Annotated in this window: 17 protein-coding genes and 1 pseudogene; 13 read left to right on the top strand and 5 right to left on the bottom strand. The window is 68.9% G+C overall.

Annotated features, from left to right (window positions below; translation table 11 throughout):
• The first annotated feature begins 163 nt into the window (after positions 1–163).
• Positions 164–2875 (top strand): TonB-dependent receptor, encoded by a 2712-nt coding sequence (locus AC1DCG_RS20875; RefSeq protein ID WP_477041645.1) that lies wholly within the window; start codon positions 164–166, stop codon positions 2873–2875.
• A gap of 12 nt (positions 2876–2887) precedes the next feature.
• On the opposite strand, the gene AC1DCG_RS20870 is transcribed toward AC1DCG_RS20875, so the two are convergent.
• Positions 2888–3757 carry a LysR family transcriptional regulator gene (locus tag AC1DCG_RS20870; RefSeq protein ID WP_165256658.1) on the bottom strand — a complete coding sequence of 290 codons (870 nt, stop codon included), beginning with the start codon at positions 3755–3757 and terminating at the stop codon, positions 2888–2890.
• 114 nt (positions 3758–3871) lie between these two features.
• Between AC1DCG_RS20870 and AC1DCG_RS20865 the strand changes: the two genes are divergently transcribed.
• The 3 genes from AC1DCG_RS20865 to AC1DCG_RS20855 all read left to right on the top strand — a co-directional run bounded on the left by AC1DCG_RS20865 (position 3872) and on the right by AC1DCG_RS20855 (position 6277).
• Positions 3872–4981 (top strand): S-(hydroxymethyl)glutathione dehydrogenase/class III alcohol dehydrogenase, encoded by a 1110-nt coding sequence (locus AC1DCG_RS20865; protein WP_165256656.1) that lies wholly within the window; start codon positions 3872–3874, stop codon positions 4979–4981.
• A 157-nt stretch (positions 4982–5138) separates the two neighbouring features.
• Positions 5139–5975, top strand: a complete 837-nt coding sequence (fghA, locus tag AC1DCG_RS20860; RefSeq protein ID WP_477027912.1) for an S-formylglutathione hydrolase — start codon at positions 5139–5141, stop codon at positions 5973–5975.
• A gap of 11 nt (positions 5976–5986) precedes the next feature.
• A complete protein-coding gene (locus AC1DCG_RS20855; RefSeq protein WP_477027913.1) occupies positions 5987–6277 on the top strand; it encodes a hypothetical protein in 291 nt (96 codons plus the stop codon).
• On the opposite strand, the gene AC1DCG_RS20850 is transcribed toward AC1DCG_RS20855, so the two are convergent.
• Positions 6274–7077, bottom strand: a complete 804-nt coding sequence (locus tag AC1DCG_RS20850; RefSeq protein WP_477037230.1) for a hypothetical protein — start codon at positions 7075–7077, stop codon at positions 6274–6276. The genes AC1DCG_RS20855 and AC1DCG_RS20850 overlap by 4 nt on opposite strands.
• A 176-nt stretch (positions 7078–7253) precedes the next feature.
• Here AC1DCG_RS20850 and AC1DCG_RS20845 point away from each other — a divergent pair, with 176 nt between their 5' ends.
• From AC1DCG_RS20845 to htpX, 7 genes are all read left to right on the top strand, one after another.
• The gene (locus AC1DCG_RS20845) at positions 7254–7646 is read left to right on the top strand and encodes a hypothetical protein (RefSeq protein ID WP_165256646.1); all 393 of its coding nucleotides are present in this window, start codon (positions 7254–7256) and stop codon (positions 7644–7646) included.
• 63 nt (positions 7647–7709) lie between these two features.
• Positions 7710–8399: a hypothetical protein gene (locus AC1DCG_RS20840; RefSeq protein WP_477027915.1), complete on the top strand. Its 690-nt coding sequence runs from the start codon at positions 7710–7712 to the stop codon at positions 8397–8399.
• Between the two features lie 24 nt (positions 8400–8423).
• Positions 8424–8825 carry an ExbD/TolR family protein gene (locus AC1DCG_RS20835; RefSeq protein WP_477027916.1) on the top strand — a complete coding sequence of 134 codons (402 nt, stop codon included), beginning with the start codon at positions 8424–8426 and terminating at the stop codon, positions 8823–8825.
• Between the two features lie 35 nt (positions 8826–8860).
• Positions 8861–9238, top strand: a complete 378-nt coding sequence (locus tag AC1DCG_RS20830) for a biopolymer transporter ExbD (RefSeq protein WP_477027917.1) — start codon at positions 8861–8863, stop codon at positions 9236–9238.
• A gap of 148 nt (positions 9239–9386) precedes the next feature.
• Positions 9387–10004 carry a 30S ribosomal protein S4 gene (rpsD, locus tag AC1DCG_RS20825; protein ID WP_101712483.1) on the top strand — a complete coding sequence of 206 codons (618 nt, stop codon included), beginning with the start codon at positions 9387–9389 and terminating at the stop codon, positions 10002–10004.
• A 399-nt stretch (positions 10005–10403) separates the two neighbouring features.
• Positions 10404–10742 (top strand): TFIIB-type zinc ribbon-containing protein, encoded by a 339-nt coding sequence (locus tag AC1DCG_RS20820; RefSeq protein WP_477027918.1) that lies wholly within the window; start codon positions 10404–10406, stop codon positions 10740–10742.
• 19 nt (positions 10743–10761) lie between these two features.
• The gene (htpX, locus tag AC1DCG_RS20815; RefSeq protein ID WP_477027919.1) at positions 10762–11694 is read left to right on the top strand and encodes a zinc metalloprotease HtpX; all 933 of its coding nucleotides are present in this window, start codon (positions 10762–10764) and stop codon (positions 11692–11694) included.
• Between the two features lie 196 nt (positions 11695–11890).
• On the opposite strand, the pseudogene AC1DCG_RS20810 reads toward htpX, so the two are convergent.
• Positions 11891–12133: pseudogene (locus tag AC1DCG_RS20810) on the bottom strand (cation:proton antiporter); the annotation flags it as partial.
• An 81-nt stretch (positions 12134–12214) separates the two neighbouring features.
• On the opposite strand from AC1DCG_RS20810, the gene AC1DCG_RS20805 reads away from it, so the two are divergent.
• A complete protein-coding gene (locus AC1DCG_RS20805; protein ID WP_477027920.1) occupies positions 12215–13396 on the top strand; it encodes a sialidase family protein in 1182 nt (393 codons plus the stop codon).
• Here the strand turns inward: AC1DCG_RS20805 and AC1DCG_RS20800 are convergent.
• Both AC1DCG_RS20800 and AC1DCG_RS20795 read right to left on the bottom strand, forming a co-directional pair.
• Complete coding sequence (locus AC1DCG_RS20800) at positions 13393–13824, bottom strand: hypothetical protein (RefSeq protein WP_477027921.1); 432 nt, start codon at positions 13822–13824, stop codon at positions 13393–13395. The genes AC1DCG_RS20805 and AC1DCG_RS20800 overlap by 4 nt on opposite strands.
• A 98-nt stretch (positions 13825–13922) precedes the next feature.
• Positions 13923–14405 (bottom strand): Lrp/AsnC family transcriptional regulator, encoded by a 483-nt coding sequence (locus AC1DCG_RS20795; RefSeq protein ID WP_477027922.1) that lies wholly within the window; start codon positions 14403–14405, stop codon positions 13923–13925.
• Positions 14406–14489: 84 nt separating this feature from the next.
• Here AC1DCG_RS20795 and AC1DCG_RS20790 point away from each other — a divergent pair, with 84 nt between their 5' ends.
• Positions 14490–15404, top strand: a complete 915-nt coding sequence (locus AC1DCG_RS20790; protein ID WP_477027923.1) for an EamA family transporter — start codon at positions 14490–14492, stop codon at positions 15402–15404.
• The last annotated feature ends 163 nt before the right edge of the window (positions 15405–15567 follow it).

The raw sequence follows: 15567 nt of genomic DNA, 5'->3' as shown, positions 1-15567 counted from the left end.
TTCGAAAGGGCCGGCCCCGTCTCGCCGCAGTAACCGGTTTCCCACCTTACGGCGCTTTAATTTCCGTGATGGCGAAAACGCCGCTACCCCGTCACTATCCGCAACCATGGTCCAGGTTGTGGGATAACCGGCGGCATAGCGTCGGGGGCGTAGGGTAGGGGGCATGGCGATGGCGCTGGGTGGCGTGCTTCTGCAGGGTATGGTCGCGGCTATGGTCGTGGGGACGGCGCCGCCGTCGGAGACCAAGCCTCCCGAGGTCAAGGCCCCGGACGCCAAGGCCCCCGAGGCCAGGCCCCCCGAGGCCAAGACCGAAGACGCCAAGCCCGCGCTCATCCCCGTCGTCGCCGCCGAGGACGCCGTCGAAGGCGTGACCGTGCAATCGACGCCGCGCGGCAAGACCGAAGGTCCGGTCGAACCCGAGATCTCGCTCGACGAGGCGGCCATCAAGGCCTACGGCGCGGGCAGCATCGCCGAACTGATGACCCTGCTGGAGCCGCTGACCGTCACCTCGCGCGGGCGGGGCGGCGAGGGTCCGGTGACCCTGGTCAACGGCCAGCGGATTTCGGGCTTCCAGGAGATCGCCGGCCTGCCGCCCGAGGCGATCCAGCGCATGGACATCCTGCGCGAAGAGGCGGCCCTGGCCTATGGCTACCGCGCCGACCAGCGGGTGGTGAACCTGGTCCTGAAGAAGGACTTCCGGTCGCTGAACCTGGAGGACGAGTTCCGCTTCGCCACCGAGGGCGGCCGCACCTTCAACGAGCAGAAGGGCAACCTCTTCAAGGTCGACGCCGACGCGCGCTGGACCGTCAACCTTCGCTATCGCCGCGAGATGCCCCTGTACGAGGCCGAGCGCGACATCGAGCGCACCAGCAGCAAGCCGTACGACATCCAGGGCAATATCGGCCTGGAGACCGGGGGCGAGCTCGACCCGGCCCTCTCGGCCCTGGCCGGTTCGGTGGTGAACGTGGCGGCCGTGCCGGTCTTGGCCGCGGGCGGCGCGCCGGGTCTGGCCGACTTCGTCGCCGGCGCCGGACGGGCGGCCAGCGACGACCTGACCGCCTCGCGCACCCTGCTGGCGCGGGGCGAGGAAGGCGCGATCCAGGGCGCCTACACCCGCAACCTGATGCTGGGCGCGCTGGGCAATGTGACCACGACCTTCAGCGGCAATGTCGAGAGCACCAGCCGCGTCAGCTATCACGGCCTGACGGGCGTGGACCTGGTGCTGAGGGCCGACAGTCCCTATTCGCCCTTCGCCAGGGACGTTCCGCTCTATCGCTATCTCGACGTGCCCGACGGCCTGCGCCGCAAGACCGACACCGACAAGTTCGAGGCGGCCATGACGGCGCTGGGCATGATGGCCGGCTGGCGCTGGACCTTCGCCGGCAATGTCGACCTGACCGACAGCGCCACGCGCACGGGCAGGGGTCTCGACACCACGGCCTATCGCGCGGCGGTGGCGGCCAGCGATCCCGAGGTCAATCCGTTCGGCCCGATCCCGCGCAACCTGCTGCGCTACAACGCCCAGGACACCGCCGACTCCATCACCACCAACGCCAAGGCCGAGCTGACCATGAACGGCACGGTGACGCAGCTGCCGGCCGGCCGCCTGCGGGCCACGTTCAAGGGCGGGGTCGACAGCCGCAAGGTGGAGTCCGAGAGCGTGCGCTCGAACGTCTTCACCCGGCGCGCCCTGACCCGCGACCGGGCCACGCTGCAGGCCAGCGCCGACGCGCCCATCGCCGAACGCGACGGGGTGCTGGGCTTCCTGGGCGGGGTGTCGGTGAACGGCAACGCGCTGTACGAGCAGTTCTCCGACATCGGCGGCCTGATGACGGTGGGCGGCGGCGTCTCGTGGTCGCCGATCAAGCGCATGAGCCTGTCGCTGAACTACAGCACCGAAGAGGGCGAGCCTTCGCCCCAGCAGGTCAACGACCCGGTGCAGCTGACGCCCAACGTGTCGATGTACGACTTCGCCACCAACGAGACGGTCAACGTCACCCGCATCGAGGGCGGCAATCCCAACCTGGCGCCCGACAGCCGCCAGGTCGTCAAGCTGGGCTTCAACTACCGGCCGTTCGAGAAGCGCGAGCTGTCGCTGTGGGGCAACTACACAGCCAGCCGCGTCGAGGACCAGATCGCCAGCTTCCCGGCCGTCTCGCCGGAGCTGGAGGCGGCCTTCCCCAGCCGCTTCACCCGCAACGAACTGGGGCGGCTGATCTCGGTCGACACCCGGCCGGTGAACTTCGCCCATGCCGACCGCGAGGAACTGCGCTGGGGCATGAACTACAACCTGCGCTGGGGCGGTCCGCCGCCGGCCGCCGGCGGCCGGCCGGGCGGCGGCGGCATGCAGATCAGCGGTCCGGGCTTCATGATGCGGTCGGGCGGACCGCCGGGGCAGGGGTTCTTCAACGTCTCGCTGAACCACCTGTGGCGGCTGCGCGACGAGGTGGTGATCCGCGACGGCATGGCTGCCCTGGACCTGCTGGACGGCGCCTCGCTGGGACGCCGGGGCGGCACGCCGCGCCATGAGGTCAACCTGCAGGCCAACCTGTCCAAGGACGGCTTCGGCGGCGGCCTGCGCGGCGCCTGGCGCTCGTCCACCTGGGTCGACGGCGGCCTGCGTGGCGATGATCTTTTCTTCTCCGACATTCCGACCCTCAGCCTGTCGGGCTTCGCCGACCTCGGGCAGCGCAAGGAGTGGGTGCAGCGCTGCGAATGGCTGAAGGGCTCGCGGGTGACGCTGGCGGTCGACAACCTGTTCGACGAGAAGCAGGAGGTCCGCAACGACAAGGGCCTCACGCCGCCCGCCTACGCCGAGGACTACATGGATCCCATGGGCCGGACGGTGCGGCTCAGCCTGCGCAAGCTGCTCTAGGAAGGGTCACGCTCACCCCAGTTCCCGCTCCAGGTGCTCGACCAGCAGCCGCACCTTGGCCGGCAGCAGGCGCAGGTGCGGATAGACCGCCCAGACGCCCTCGTCGGCCGGGGTGTTGTCGTCCAGCAGCGCGACCAGCCGCCCGTCGGTGATGGCGGGGTCGACGTAGAAGTTGGGCAACTGACAGATCCCCAGGCCCTGCAGCGTCGCGTCCAGCACCGCCTGGCCGCTGTTGCAGCGAAAGCGGCCCTGGGGCTTGAAGGCGATCTCGCGCTCGCCTTCCCTGAACGGCCAGGCGTCGGCCGCGCCCAGCACGCCGGCATGGGCTTCCAGGTCGGCGATGGTCGTCGGCGTTCCGGCCCGCGCCAGGTAGTCCGGCGAGGCGCACAGCCGGCGGGTGCGCGAGGCCAGGCGCTTGGCGATCAGGCGGCTGTCGGTCAGGCGGCCGAAGCGGATGGCCAGGTCGAAGCCCTCGCTGACGATGTCGCGCACCGTGTCGTCCAGTTCGATGTGCAGCGACAGCTTGGGGTGAGCCAGGGCGAAGGCGTTGACGGCCGGCACGACGTAGCGCTCGCCATAGGCCGACGAGCAGGTCATGCGCAGCAGCCCCTTGACCTCGCCGTCCTCCTCGCCGACGGCGGCCAGGGCCTCGTCGCGGTCCTGGATCAGGTCGCGGCAGCGCGCCAGGAAGGCCCGGCCCGCATCGGTCAGGCTGACCCGCCGGGTGGTGCGATAGAGCAGGCGGGTCTGCAGCCGCTCCTCCAGCCGCGCCACCTCGCGGCTGACGCCCGACGTGGAAAGGCCGAGCCGTCGCGCGGCCTGCGAGAAGCTCTCGGCCTCGGCCGTCGCCACGAATTCGTCGATCCCGTCCCAGCGGCTCATGCGGCCGTGGTGCGCTTATTGTTCCTCTGGAGCAACAATGTTTTGCACCATGCGGGATTATCGTCGGGCCCGCATCGGCGTACCACAGTGGCCAAGAACCCATCGGAGCCTGCCATGAAGACCCGCGCCGCCGTCGCTTTCGAAGCCAAGAAGCCGCTGGAGATCGTCGAGGTCGACCTGGAAGGTCCCAAGGCCGGCGAGGTCCTGATCGAGATCAAGGCCACCGGCGTCTGCCACACCGACGCCTACACCCTGGACGGCCTCGACAGCGAGGGCCTGTTCCCGTCGATCCTGGGCCACGAAGGCGCGGGCGTGGTGGTCGAGGTCGGCCCGGGCGTCACCAGCCTGGCGGTCGGCGACCACGTGATCCCGCTCTACACGCCCGAATGCCGCCAGTGCAAAAGCTGCCTTTCCGGCAAGACCAACCTCTGCACGGCCATCCGCGCCACGCAAGGAAAGGGCCTGATGCCGGACGGCACCAGCCGCTTCTCCTACAAGGGCCAGACCATCCACCACTACATGGGCTGCTCGACCTTCTCGAACTACACCGTGCTGCCCGAGATCGCCGTCGCCCGCATCCGCAAGGACGCGCCGTTCAAGACCGCCTGCTACTGCGGCTGCGGCGTGACGACGGGCGTGGGCGCGGTGACCAACACCGCCAAGGTCGAGCCAGGCGCCAACGCCATCGTCTTCGGCCTGGGCGGCATCGGCCTGAACGTCATCCAGGGCCTGAAGCTGGTCGGCGCCAACATGATCGTCGGCGTCGACATCAATCCCGATCGTGAAGAGTGGGGCCGCAAGTTCGGCATGACCCACTTCGTCAATCCCAAGGACGTGTCGGGCGACCTGGTCGCGCACCTGGTGGCCCTGACCGACGGCGGCGCCGACTACACCTTCGACGCCACCGGCAACACCGGCGTCATGCGCACGGCGCTGGAAGCCTGCCACCGCGGCTGGGGTGAAAGCATCATCATCGGCGTGGCCGAGGCCGGCAAGGAGATCGCCACCCGTCCGTTCCAGCTGGTCACCGGCCGGGTCTGGAAGGGCACGGCCTTCGGCGGCGCCCGCGGCCGCACCGACACGCCCAAGATCGTCGACTGGTACATGGACGGTAAGATCCAGATCGACCCGATGATCACCCACGTGCTGCCGCTGGAGCGCATCAACGAAGCCTTCGACCTGATGCACAAGGGCGAAAGCATCCGCACCGTGGTGACGTTCTAAAACCGGGGAGTTCCCCCTCAGTCGCTCCGCGACAGCTCCCCCAGAGGGGGAGCATCTTGCTGATCAGATCCCCAGAGGGGGAGCATCTTGCTGTTCAGATCCTCCCCCTCTGGGGGAGGTGGCCCGGAGGGCCGGAGGGGGATCTCCCGCGCATCAAATGTCCAACGTCGAAGTCCTCAACACCCACCGCACCCAGGGCGGGACGCTGCGCTACTGTCGGCAAGACAGCGCCAGCACCGGCACGCCGATGAAGTTCAGCATCTGGACGCCTGACGGCGAGGGGCCGTTCCCCTATCTCGTCTGGCTGTCGGGCCTGACCTGCACGGAAGACAACTTCACCACCAAGGCCGGGGCCTATGCCTGGGCGGCCAGGCATGGCGTGGCCATCGTCGCGCCCGACACCAGCCCGCGCGGGGAAGGCGTCGCCGACGACGCCGCCTATGACCTGGGCCAAGGCGCGGGCTTTTATGTCGACGCCACGGAAGAGCCCTGGGCGCCGCACTTCAACATGTATTCCTACGTCACCAAGGACCTGCTGGAGGCCGTCGACGGCGCCTTCCCGCTGGACCCGGCCCGGCGCGGGATCTTCGGCCACTCGATGGGCGGCCACGGCGCCCTGACCATCGCCCTGCGCAACCCGCAGCTCTTCAAGTCGGTCAGCGCGTTCTCGCCGATCGTCTCGCCGCTGAACTGCCCGTGGGGCGACAAGGCCCTGACGGCTTACCTGGGCGCCGACCGCGCCCAGTGGCGGGCCCACGACGCCTGCGCCCTGATCGCGGACGGCTATGGGCAGGGCTTCGACGAGATCCTGGTCGACCAGGGCCTGGCCGACAGCTTCCTCGAAAGCCAGCTGAAGCCGGAGCTTCTGGAAGAGGCCGGCGCCGAGGCCCGGCTGAAGGTCACCGTCCGTCGCCAGGAAGGCTACGACCACAGCTACTTCTTCATCGCCAGCTTCATCGGCGACCATATCGACTGGCACGCGGCGCGGTTGTAGCCTGCTCGCCGATGGATGTCGGCGACCATATCGAACGCGTGGCTTCAAGCCGGCCGGGGCTGGTCTGGCGCGACGCTCTGCTGGCGGCCTTGGCCGTCACCGGCGTTTCGGCGCCGGGCGCGATGATGGTCGTCGGGATGCGGTTGCAGGTCTCGCCGCTGAGCCTGGCCGAATGGGTCGGAACCGGCCTCTTCATGCTGGCGCCGGCGGTGGTGTTCCTGGCCGGCTTCGCGCTGTGGCGGCGCGGCAGGCGGCGCCGGCGATCCCCGCAGCGTCCGCCGACGGTGCTCGACGCCGCCTAGAACTGGCCGGTGAAGTCGAACAGCTGGCCGTTGATCCAGCCCTTGCGGAAGGCCAGCGCCCCCTTGCGGTTCATCACCACGCCGCGCGCCTTGGCCGTGCTGAGCGAGGCGCGCAGGTAGCTGAGCACGAACAGCTCGAGGTCGGCCGCAGCGACCTTGTCGCGCCACAGGCCGGCGTTCTTGATGCAGTCGACACGGCCCCACCAGGCGGCCGGCGCGGCCAGCAGCCAGTCGCAGACCACGTCGTCTGCCCTGCCCGGCGTCGAGGTCTTGATGAACTGCACCACGTCTTCGTGGTCGAGCCCCTTGAGGCTGCCGTTCTGGGTGACCAGGTCGAAGAACCAGATCAGTTCCTGCAGGCTGCGGGCGGGCCGGCCGGCCGCCTGGGCCCAGGTCGCGGCCAGGGCGTCGGCCTTGGCCGCCACGGTCTTGATGCGGCTGAACTGCTGGGCCTTCACCTCGGGCGAGCCCATCAGGTTGGCGAGTTCCTTCTTGGGCGTGGCCTTCAGCTGGCTGCCGGTCTGCCATTGGCGCACGATCGCCAGGCCCTGGGCGACGCCCGCGTTGCAGGCCTGCCAGAGCTGGGCGCCGATCGTCGGCGCCTCGCGCAGCACCACCGGCTTGCCCGCCGCCAGCAGCAGGGGCTGCAGCGAGGCCGAGCCGATGTTCCACTGCAGCACGCCGCAGGAGATCCCCATGCCGTCGAAGTCGCCGGTCACGCCGCGCCAGGGATCGCCGGCGTTCTCGAAGCGGCCCGTGACGGCCACGGCCTTGTTGATCTCGTCGTCGGTGACGGCCATGTCGCTCCCCCTTTTGGCGATTTTCAATAAATACACCTATAAAGAGAATTCGTCACCCTGGCGCGTCTGGCGGGCGACGCGCTCCGGTTGTGAACTTTCGGTAATTCATCCCGGGTTCAGCCGACGGACGCTCCCTTGGACCAAGGCCAAGTTCGGCCGCTGAGGGGTGTTCAAACATGCAGAAGAAACTGGCCGTCCTGGCCCTGGTCGTCGCCGCGGGGCTGTCGACCTCGGCCTGCGTCATCATCGACGCCGATGACGGCGGCAAGCGCGACGTCTCGGTGAAGATCAACGACGGCAACGACGCCCTGGAGCCCCTCTACGGCGTGGCGCTCGAGAAGGGCGAGCTGGTGGCCCGGGTGTCGTCGAACGGCTGCACCAAGGCCGAGGACTTCAAGGTCGTGGCCGACCGCCGGGAGAGCGGCGTCGCCGTCACCCTGACCCGCGAGCGCCCCGACCTGTGCCGCGCCCTCGTGCCGGAGGGCAAGGAGCTGCGCTTCGACCTCGACGCCATGGGCGTGCAGCGCACCGACAAGGTGCGGGTGCGCAATCCGCTGCAGCGCGCGTAAAAGCAGCGCGAGCCTGGCGGGCGCGTCTTGGCGGCGCGCCCGCGCCGGTTGTAGGGTGTCGGCATGACGACGTCGGCGACGCCCTCGACACCTTCCCTGGCCATGCGTTGCCTGCGCCTGGCCGAGGCTGTGGTCTGGCCCGCCCTGGCCGTCGTGCTGCCCGACTGGCCGGACCTGGCCACGCCGCTCTGCGCCCTGTTCTTCTGCGCCTCGATCTTTAGAACGACGCGCGGGCCGCACATCGACAACATTCCGCGCCTGATCAGGAACCTGGCCGTCTCGACCCTGATGTTCGGGCTGACCTTGCGCTTCCTGCCGTTCGCCGCCGACGCCAATCGTGTGTTCGTGACGATGGGTCTGCTCATCGCCGTGAGCCGGGCCGGCGGCTTCACGCTGGAGCCGCGCCCGCGCTGGCCGTGGATCGCCGCGACCCTGGCCGCCGCCTTCGTCGTGCTGGCGCTGGATCACCAGCGCGTCGTCGCCGGCAAGGCCGAGGATCTGGTCCGCAACGGCCAGATGCTGGCGATGCTCGGACCGGAAACGAGCCCCGTGTTGCGTTCGTCGCTGGAACGCACGATCGAGGAGCTGCGTCATCCCGATCGCTTCTGGTGGGTCCCGCTCTCGGTGTTCGCCGTCCTCTTGCCGCTGTCGCACGTCTTTACCCGGCGCGGCATGGTCCTGGCCGGTCGTCGGGCCGCCATCCGGTCCCGCGACGCCTGGTTCCGGCATCCGGCCGACCTTTCTTCGAAATGAGGGCCGGCGCATGAGGGCAGGGGCATGACCAAGTTCGACGCCAAGCCGCTGTCGACGCCCAACCTGGCGCCCATGATCGGCGTGCTGCTGGCTGTGTTCACGGTGGTCGCGACCGGCTCGGTCGGGCTCGACAAGGCCTTGGCGCTCGATATTCCGGGTTGCCACCTCATGGCGCCGGGCGCGCCCACGCCCCGAACGATCCAGATCACCTTCCAGCGCGATGGCCAAGCTTATGTGGGCGCGAGCCGGGCGGCCAGCGTCGCCGCCGCCGTGGCCGTGGCGGTTCGCGAAGCGCGGACCCACGGGCTCGACGGCGTCGTGCTCCGGGCCGATCCCGATGTGCGCTATGACGTCGTCGCCACGGCGGCGGGGCGCCTCGACGACGCCGGGATCAAGGTCAGCCTGATCAGTGAGGGCCTTTATTGATGGGGCGCCTGGCGGGCCGGTTCGACGCCAGACCCATGTCGACGCCGAACCTGGCGCCGATGATCGGGGTGCTGCTGGCGGTCATGACGGGTGTCGCCTTTGCTTCCACGGGCGAGCGGGCCGAACTGCTGTCGCTGGAGCCGCCGGTCTTTCAGGCCTGCAAGTGCAAGGCGCCTTTCGTCATCCAGGTCGATGCACGCGGGCGGGCCTTCGCTAACGCGCCCGGCGGGCTGGACGCCATCATCGCCGACCTGAAGCGTAACCGTCTCACGTTGGGGGCGGTGATGATCGAGGCTTATCCCGATGCGAGCCATGTCGACGTCATGCGGGTCTACCAGGCGGTGCGCGCCGCGGGAGAAAAGCGCGTGCAGTTCACCCAGACGCCCGACTGGGCTCTGGCCTCGTCGGATTGACTCTGCGGCGCCCCTCCGCCATAAACCGCGCCTTCACGCCGCCGGCTCGCCGCGCGGCGCGATAGCTTTATGACGGATTGACCCGAAGCCGCCGTTGAGATCGTCCTCCTTCCGGAGGTCCGGCCCGGATCGTTTGAAAGACCGACCTATGTCGAAGCGCCATAGCGCCAAGTACAAGATCGACCGCCGCATGGGTGAAAACCTGTGGGGCCGTCCGAAGTCCCCCGTCAACCAACGCTCCTACGGTCCGGGCCAGCATGGCCAGCGCCGTAAGCAGAAGGTGTCGGACTTCGGCCTGCAGCTGCGCGCCAAGCAAAAGCTGAAGGGCTACTACGGCAACCTGACCGAGAAGCAATTCTCGCGCACCTACGAGGAAGCTGCTCGCCGCAAGGGCAACACCTCGGAGAACCTGATCGCTCTGCTCGAGTCGCGCCTGGACGCCATCGTCTACCGCGCCAAGTTCGTGCCGACCGTGTTCGCCGCCCGCCAGTTCGTGAACCACGGCCACGTGACCGTGAACGGCAAGCGCGTGAACATCCCGTCGTACCGCTGCAAGCCGGGCGACGTGATCGCGGTCCGCGAAAAGTCGCGCAACATGGCTCTGGTTCTGGAAGCCGTGGCCTCGAACGAGCGTGACTTCGCCGAGTACGTCTCGGTCGACGCCAAGGGCCTGTCGGCCACCTTCGTCCGCGCCCCGGAACTCTCGGAAGTTCCGTACCCGGTGAAGATGGAACCGAACCTCGTCGTCGAATTCTACGCCTCGTAAGACGCGTCGAACTCGCAAGAGATCGGAAAAGGCCCCGGAGCGATCCGGGGCCTTTTTTGTTTATGGTCCCTCTCCCTGTGGGAGCGGTGCCGGCGAAGCCGACGGAGAGGGGAGCGGCCACGAAATCGGCCCGCGTCGCGGCGGCTGGAGACGGCCCCCCTCCGGCCCTCCGGGCCACCTCCGCCATTTACCCCTTGAAACCGGAAAACCCCCTCCTATCTCCAATGAGCGGGCCGGGCCCCTCTGGCGCAGCGTCTTCACCTCCCCCCTGAAGGACGCGCGTGATGTCGGACCGCATCGGGTGTTCTCGATGTCTGGGTCCGGGTGTCCCTCCCCCTCGTGCCGGATCCGACATCGGGAACCCCGTCTCCATTCTTGGACCAGGGACCCGAACGACCCATGCCTCTCCTGATGTGCCCCAATTGCGACGGCTCCATGCAGGCCGTGCAGCGCGCCGGCGTCGAGTTCGACATGTGCCCCAAGTGCCGGGGCGTGTGGCTCGATCGCGGCGAGCTGGAAAAGCTGATGGCGATGGAGCGCGAGGACGCTCAAGGCTCCGCGCCGCCGTCCGGTCCCTCGCCCTTCGGCCGGCCGCAGCCGACTTACGAGCAGCGCCCCGAGCCGCGCCGCTACGACGACAACTGGCGCGACGGCCACAAGCGCTACGACCACGACGACTATCGCCGTCACGGCCACCACAAGAAGAAGCGTTTCGATCTCTTCGACATCTTCGACTGACGATCCCGCTCAGAGGACCATGAACCACTTCAAGACCTTCGCCCTGCTGGCTGGCCTGACGGCCCTGTTCGTCGGGGCCGGCTACATGATCGGCGGCCCGACCGGCATGCTGATCGCCTTCGTGCTGGCGGCCGGCATGAACGTGTTCTCGTACTGGAACGCCGACAAGATCGTGCTGCGCGCCTACGGCGCCGTCGAGGTCGACGAGAGCCATCCCGAGCCGCTGGTCCGCAACTACGCCCGCGACGTGGCGGACCTGGCGCAGCGCGCCGGCCTGCCCATGCCGCGGGTCTGCATCATCGACAGCGACCAGCCCAACGCCTTCGCCACCGGCCGCAATCCGCAGAACGCCGCCGTGGCCGCTACGACGGGCCTTCTGGCCATGCTCGACCGCGACGAGATCCGCGGCGTCATGGCCCACGAACTGGCCCACGTGAAGAACCGCGACACCCTGACCATGACCGTGACGGCGACTATCGCCGGCGCGATCTCGGCCCTGGCCAACTTCGCCTTCTTCTTCGGCGGTTCGCGCGAGGACGACGAGCGTCCGGGCGGGATCATCGGCGCGATCGCGCTGGCCATCCTGGCCCCCATCGCGGCCATGCTGGTGCAGATGGCGATCAGCCGCTCGCGCGAGTACGAGGCCGACCGCGTGGGCGCGCAGATCGCCGGCGACAACCGCGGCCTGGCCCGCGCGCTGGAGAAGATCGACGCCTATGCCCGCGGCGGGGTGGTGAACCATGAGGCCGAGCGCAATCCGGCCACGGCCCACATGTTCATCATCAACCCGCTGGCCGGTCGCGGCGCCGACAACCTGTTCTCGACCCACCCGGCCACCCACAACCGGATCGAGGCCCTGATGCGGCTGGCGATCGGGCAGGGGACGCGTCAGCGGCTGGAGACGGCCGTACCGACCAGCGGCCCGAGCCGCCGGCCGGGGCCCTGGAGCTGAGCGTCTGAATTTGTCATCCCGGCCGTAGCGCAGCGAAGCGCCGGGATCTCCCACGGTTCCGACGGCGGGCGTGGGAGATCCCGGCTCTACGGATCGCTGGCGCGCTCCTTCGGCCGGGATGACAAGGCTTTGGGAAACGAAGAAGGCGGCGGGGGGGCATCCCCGCCGCCTTCCTTTTTGCACGTGGCTGCAGCGCCTACCGCGCCGCCGCCGGGGCGGTTCCCCGCGCCGGCTCTTCATCCTCATCCTCGTTGAGCGCGCCCAGTTCGCCGCTTTCGCGCGCCTTGCGCCCGTAGACGATCTCGAACAGCGGGCTGGCCATCAGCGTGGTGACGATGGCCATGACTACCAGCATCGAGAACAGGGCCGGGCCGATGATGCCCTTCTGCAGGCCGATATTGATGATGATCAACTCCAGCAGGCCGCGGGCGTGGCCCAATGGTTCTGGACAACGTTGTCAGAATTGAATGTTACCGTTCACTGTGGAGGCTGGGTCCAAAGCGTTCGCGTGGGAGGCCCGATGACGACGATCCGGAACCTGGCGGCGGCCGTCGCGGCCGTGGCCCTGACGGCGGGCGCGACGCCCTACGAGGTAGCGCCGGGCCTGTTCCAGGCGAGCAAGCCGGACCTTGGCCTTTCATCCGCATCCGGAGCCGAGACCTTCACCGTCTTTGCGCCGACGGAGGGTTCGGACAAGTTCAGCAACGGCGTGGTGCTGATCCCCTTCAAGGGCCGCCTCTACGCCCAGTGGCAGAGCTCGGCTCGCGACGAGGATTCGGCCGACACCTGGGTCGCCTACGCCGTCAGCGACGACGGCCGGACCTGGAGCGCGCCCAAGATGCTGGCGCCGGCCGGGGAGGGCGGGTCGATGCGCTCCAGCGGCGGCTGGTGGACCGACGGCGAGACCCTCGTGGCCTACGCCAATGTCTGGCCCGACGGCTTCCAGTCGGGGGCCGGCGGCCATGCCGAGTATCGCACCAGCCGCGACGGCGCAGCCTGGAGCGCGCCCCGGCGGGTCATGGGCGCCGACGGCGCGGCGGTCGAGGGGGTGATCGAGCAGGATCCGCACGAGGTCGACGGCCGCGTGATGACCGCCTTTCACCTGCGCCCCGGCATGATCGCCAAGCCGTTCTTCACCGACGACCCGCTGGGCGTGTCGGGCTGGACGCAAGGGCGGATGGAGAACCTGCCGCGCGACGCCTCGAACGCGGCGGCCGCGCACGAGCGCCGCCTCAGCCGCGAGATCGAGCCCAGCCTGTTTCGCCGCGCCGATGGCTGCGCGGTCATGGTGTTCCGCGACGAAGAACTGAGCTTTCGCCAGCTGGCTTCGGAAAGCTGCGATCGCGGCGTCTCGTGGACGACGCCGGTCCTGACCGCGATGCCCGACGCCCGGGCCAAGCAGAGCGCCGGCAACCTGCCGGACGGAACGGCCTATCTGGTGAACGCGCCCAACAGCGACCGGCCGCGCATGCCGCTGGCGGTGACCCTGTCCGTCGACGGCCGGACCTTCGACCGCAGCTTCCGCCTGCGCGGCCAGGGCGACCTGCAGCCGCTGCGTTTCGAGGGCAAGTACAAGCGGCCGGGCTATCACTATCCCAAGAGCGTGGTCTGGAACGGCGCCCTGTGGGTCGGCTACGCGGCCAACAAGGAGGACGTGCAGATCACCCGCGTGCCGCTGCCAGCTCTGAAGGTCGGACGTTAGGGTCTCACCGCCGTCGGCGGCGGGAACTGATCGAGCTCCCGGGTCGTCGACGCATAGGGCGAATAGCTCATGTAGGGGGACGGCTGGGTCCACTGCGGCTCGTAGCCGCGGCTGAGGGGCTGCATCGGGACCCGGGTCGCCGGCAAGGGGGGCTCATACACCCAACCGACGCGCACCCCGCAGGCCCGGAAGTCGGAGGCGCTGTCGGCGCGGCAGCGGAAGCCGTCGGCGGTCGCCTGGCATCGGTCGACCGTGACCGCGGGCTTGAAGCATGTGCCCATGCGCCTGGCTTTGGTCTGGGCCTTTTCGGTGGCCAGACGCATGGCCTCTTCCTGGGTAGGGGCCTTGGCCCAGTGCCAGCTCGACGCGACGGCGCCGCCCGCCGCCAGGGACATGGCCAGTCCGATCGCGATGACGCGCGTCCTCATCGGGCTTCCTCCTGTCTGTTGCGATGGATTTCGACACTCGCGCGGGCGGACGTCAACAACCTTCGCGAACATTGTTCGCTGCGACTCCACCCTCGAGGCTATTCCACCAGCGGCGCGCGCGAGGGATCCTGCCGGACGATCTCGCGGATGCCGACCAGGGTCATGAACGAGCGCACCCGCCGGTCGTCGTTCAGCACCTCGTTGGTGAAGGCCTCGTAGGCCTCCATCGTCGGGACGGTGACGGTCAGCAGGAAGTCGGTGCTGCCCGTCACGTGCCAGGCGCTGAGCACCTCCTTGCGGGCGGCGACCCCGGCGGCGAAGGCGTTGAACAGGGCGCTGCCCTCGCGCTCCATCTCGACCAGCACATGCATGGTCAGCCCGGCGTTGAGGCGCGCGGGGTCGACGATGGCGACGTCGGCGACGATCACGCCTTCCTTGCGCAATCGCCGCAACCGGCGCAGCACGGCGCTTTCCGACAGGCCCACCTTCTCGGCCAGGCTGCGGGCCGGTTCGAGGTTGTTGCGGCGGACCAGTTCCAGCAGCTTGCGGTCGAAGTTGTCCAGGGTGATGGATTTCGTCATTTGAGCCGCTGATATTGCCTGTTTTGGTCGGTATACGACGAATTTCGGCGAGAAGCGCCAGTCTTCCGCGACTAGCTTGCCGCCATGTCCGCCGCCGCCCTCCGCCGTCCCGCGCTCGACGCGCTGTTGCCCTACGCCGCCCTGTTCGGGGGCATGGCGACGCTCGCCGGGGGCACCTCGTTCGCCAAGAGCCTGTTTCCGGCCGTGGGCGCGCAGGGCACCTCGGCCTATCGCGTCGGTTTCGCGGCGCTGCTGCTGCTGATCCTGTGGCGGCCGTGGCGGTTTCCGCTGACCCGCCGCGACCTGGCCGGCGTCGTCTTCTACGGCGCTGCGACCGGGGTGATGAACCTCTGCTTCTACATGTCGCTGCGGACCATCCCGCTGGGCGTGGCGCTGGCCATCGAGTTCCTGGGGCCGCTGACCCTGTCGCTGCTGCATGCGCGCAAGGCCAGTCACTTCCTGTGCATCGGCCTGGCGGCCTTCGGCCTGCTGCTGCTCCTGCCGCTGAAGCTGGGCGCCGCGCCGCTGGATCCCGTGGGCGTCGGCTTCGCCCTGGCTGCCGCGGTCTGCTGGGCGCTCTACATCATCGCCGGTAAGCGCCTGGGCCACCTGCACGGCGGCCGCTCGGTGGCCATGGGCATGAGCGTGGCGGCCCTGATCGTCGTGCCGTTCGGCGTGGCGTCGGCGGGCGCGGCCCTGCTCGACCCGCACCTGATGCTGCTGGGCCTGGTGGTCGCCATCTGCTCCAGCGCCGTGCCCTATTCGCTGGAGATGGTGGCCCTCAAGCGCATTCCCAAGCGCACCTTCGGGGTGATGCTCAGCGCCGAACCGGCGATCGGCGCCATGGCAGGCCTGGTCGTGCTGTCCGAGCACCTGTCGACCCAGCAGTGGGTCGCCATCGCCTGCATCGTCGCCGCCTCGGCCGGCGCGATCCTGACCACCACGCCGCAAAGCGCCGTGGTCGAGGATCCGGAGGAACTGGAGCGACCGGGGGCCTAGTGGGGCCTAGTGGTCTAGGGCGGATCGACATTCAATCGCTTGCCCCGATTTTTCACCGAGCATCCCCGCGAAGGCGGGGACCCAAGCCGAGGTCGCCGATAGTCCACGGCCGCGCCCAAGCCTGAACGTCAGCTTGGATCCCCGCCTTCGCGGGGAAAATCGG

This window comes from Caulobacter sp. 10L414 (genome assembly GCF_056395525.1).
Note: the sequence above shows the minus strand (reverse complement) of the source record. Positions and strands in the feature narration are given on the sequence as shown.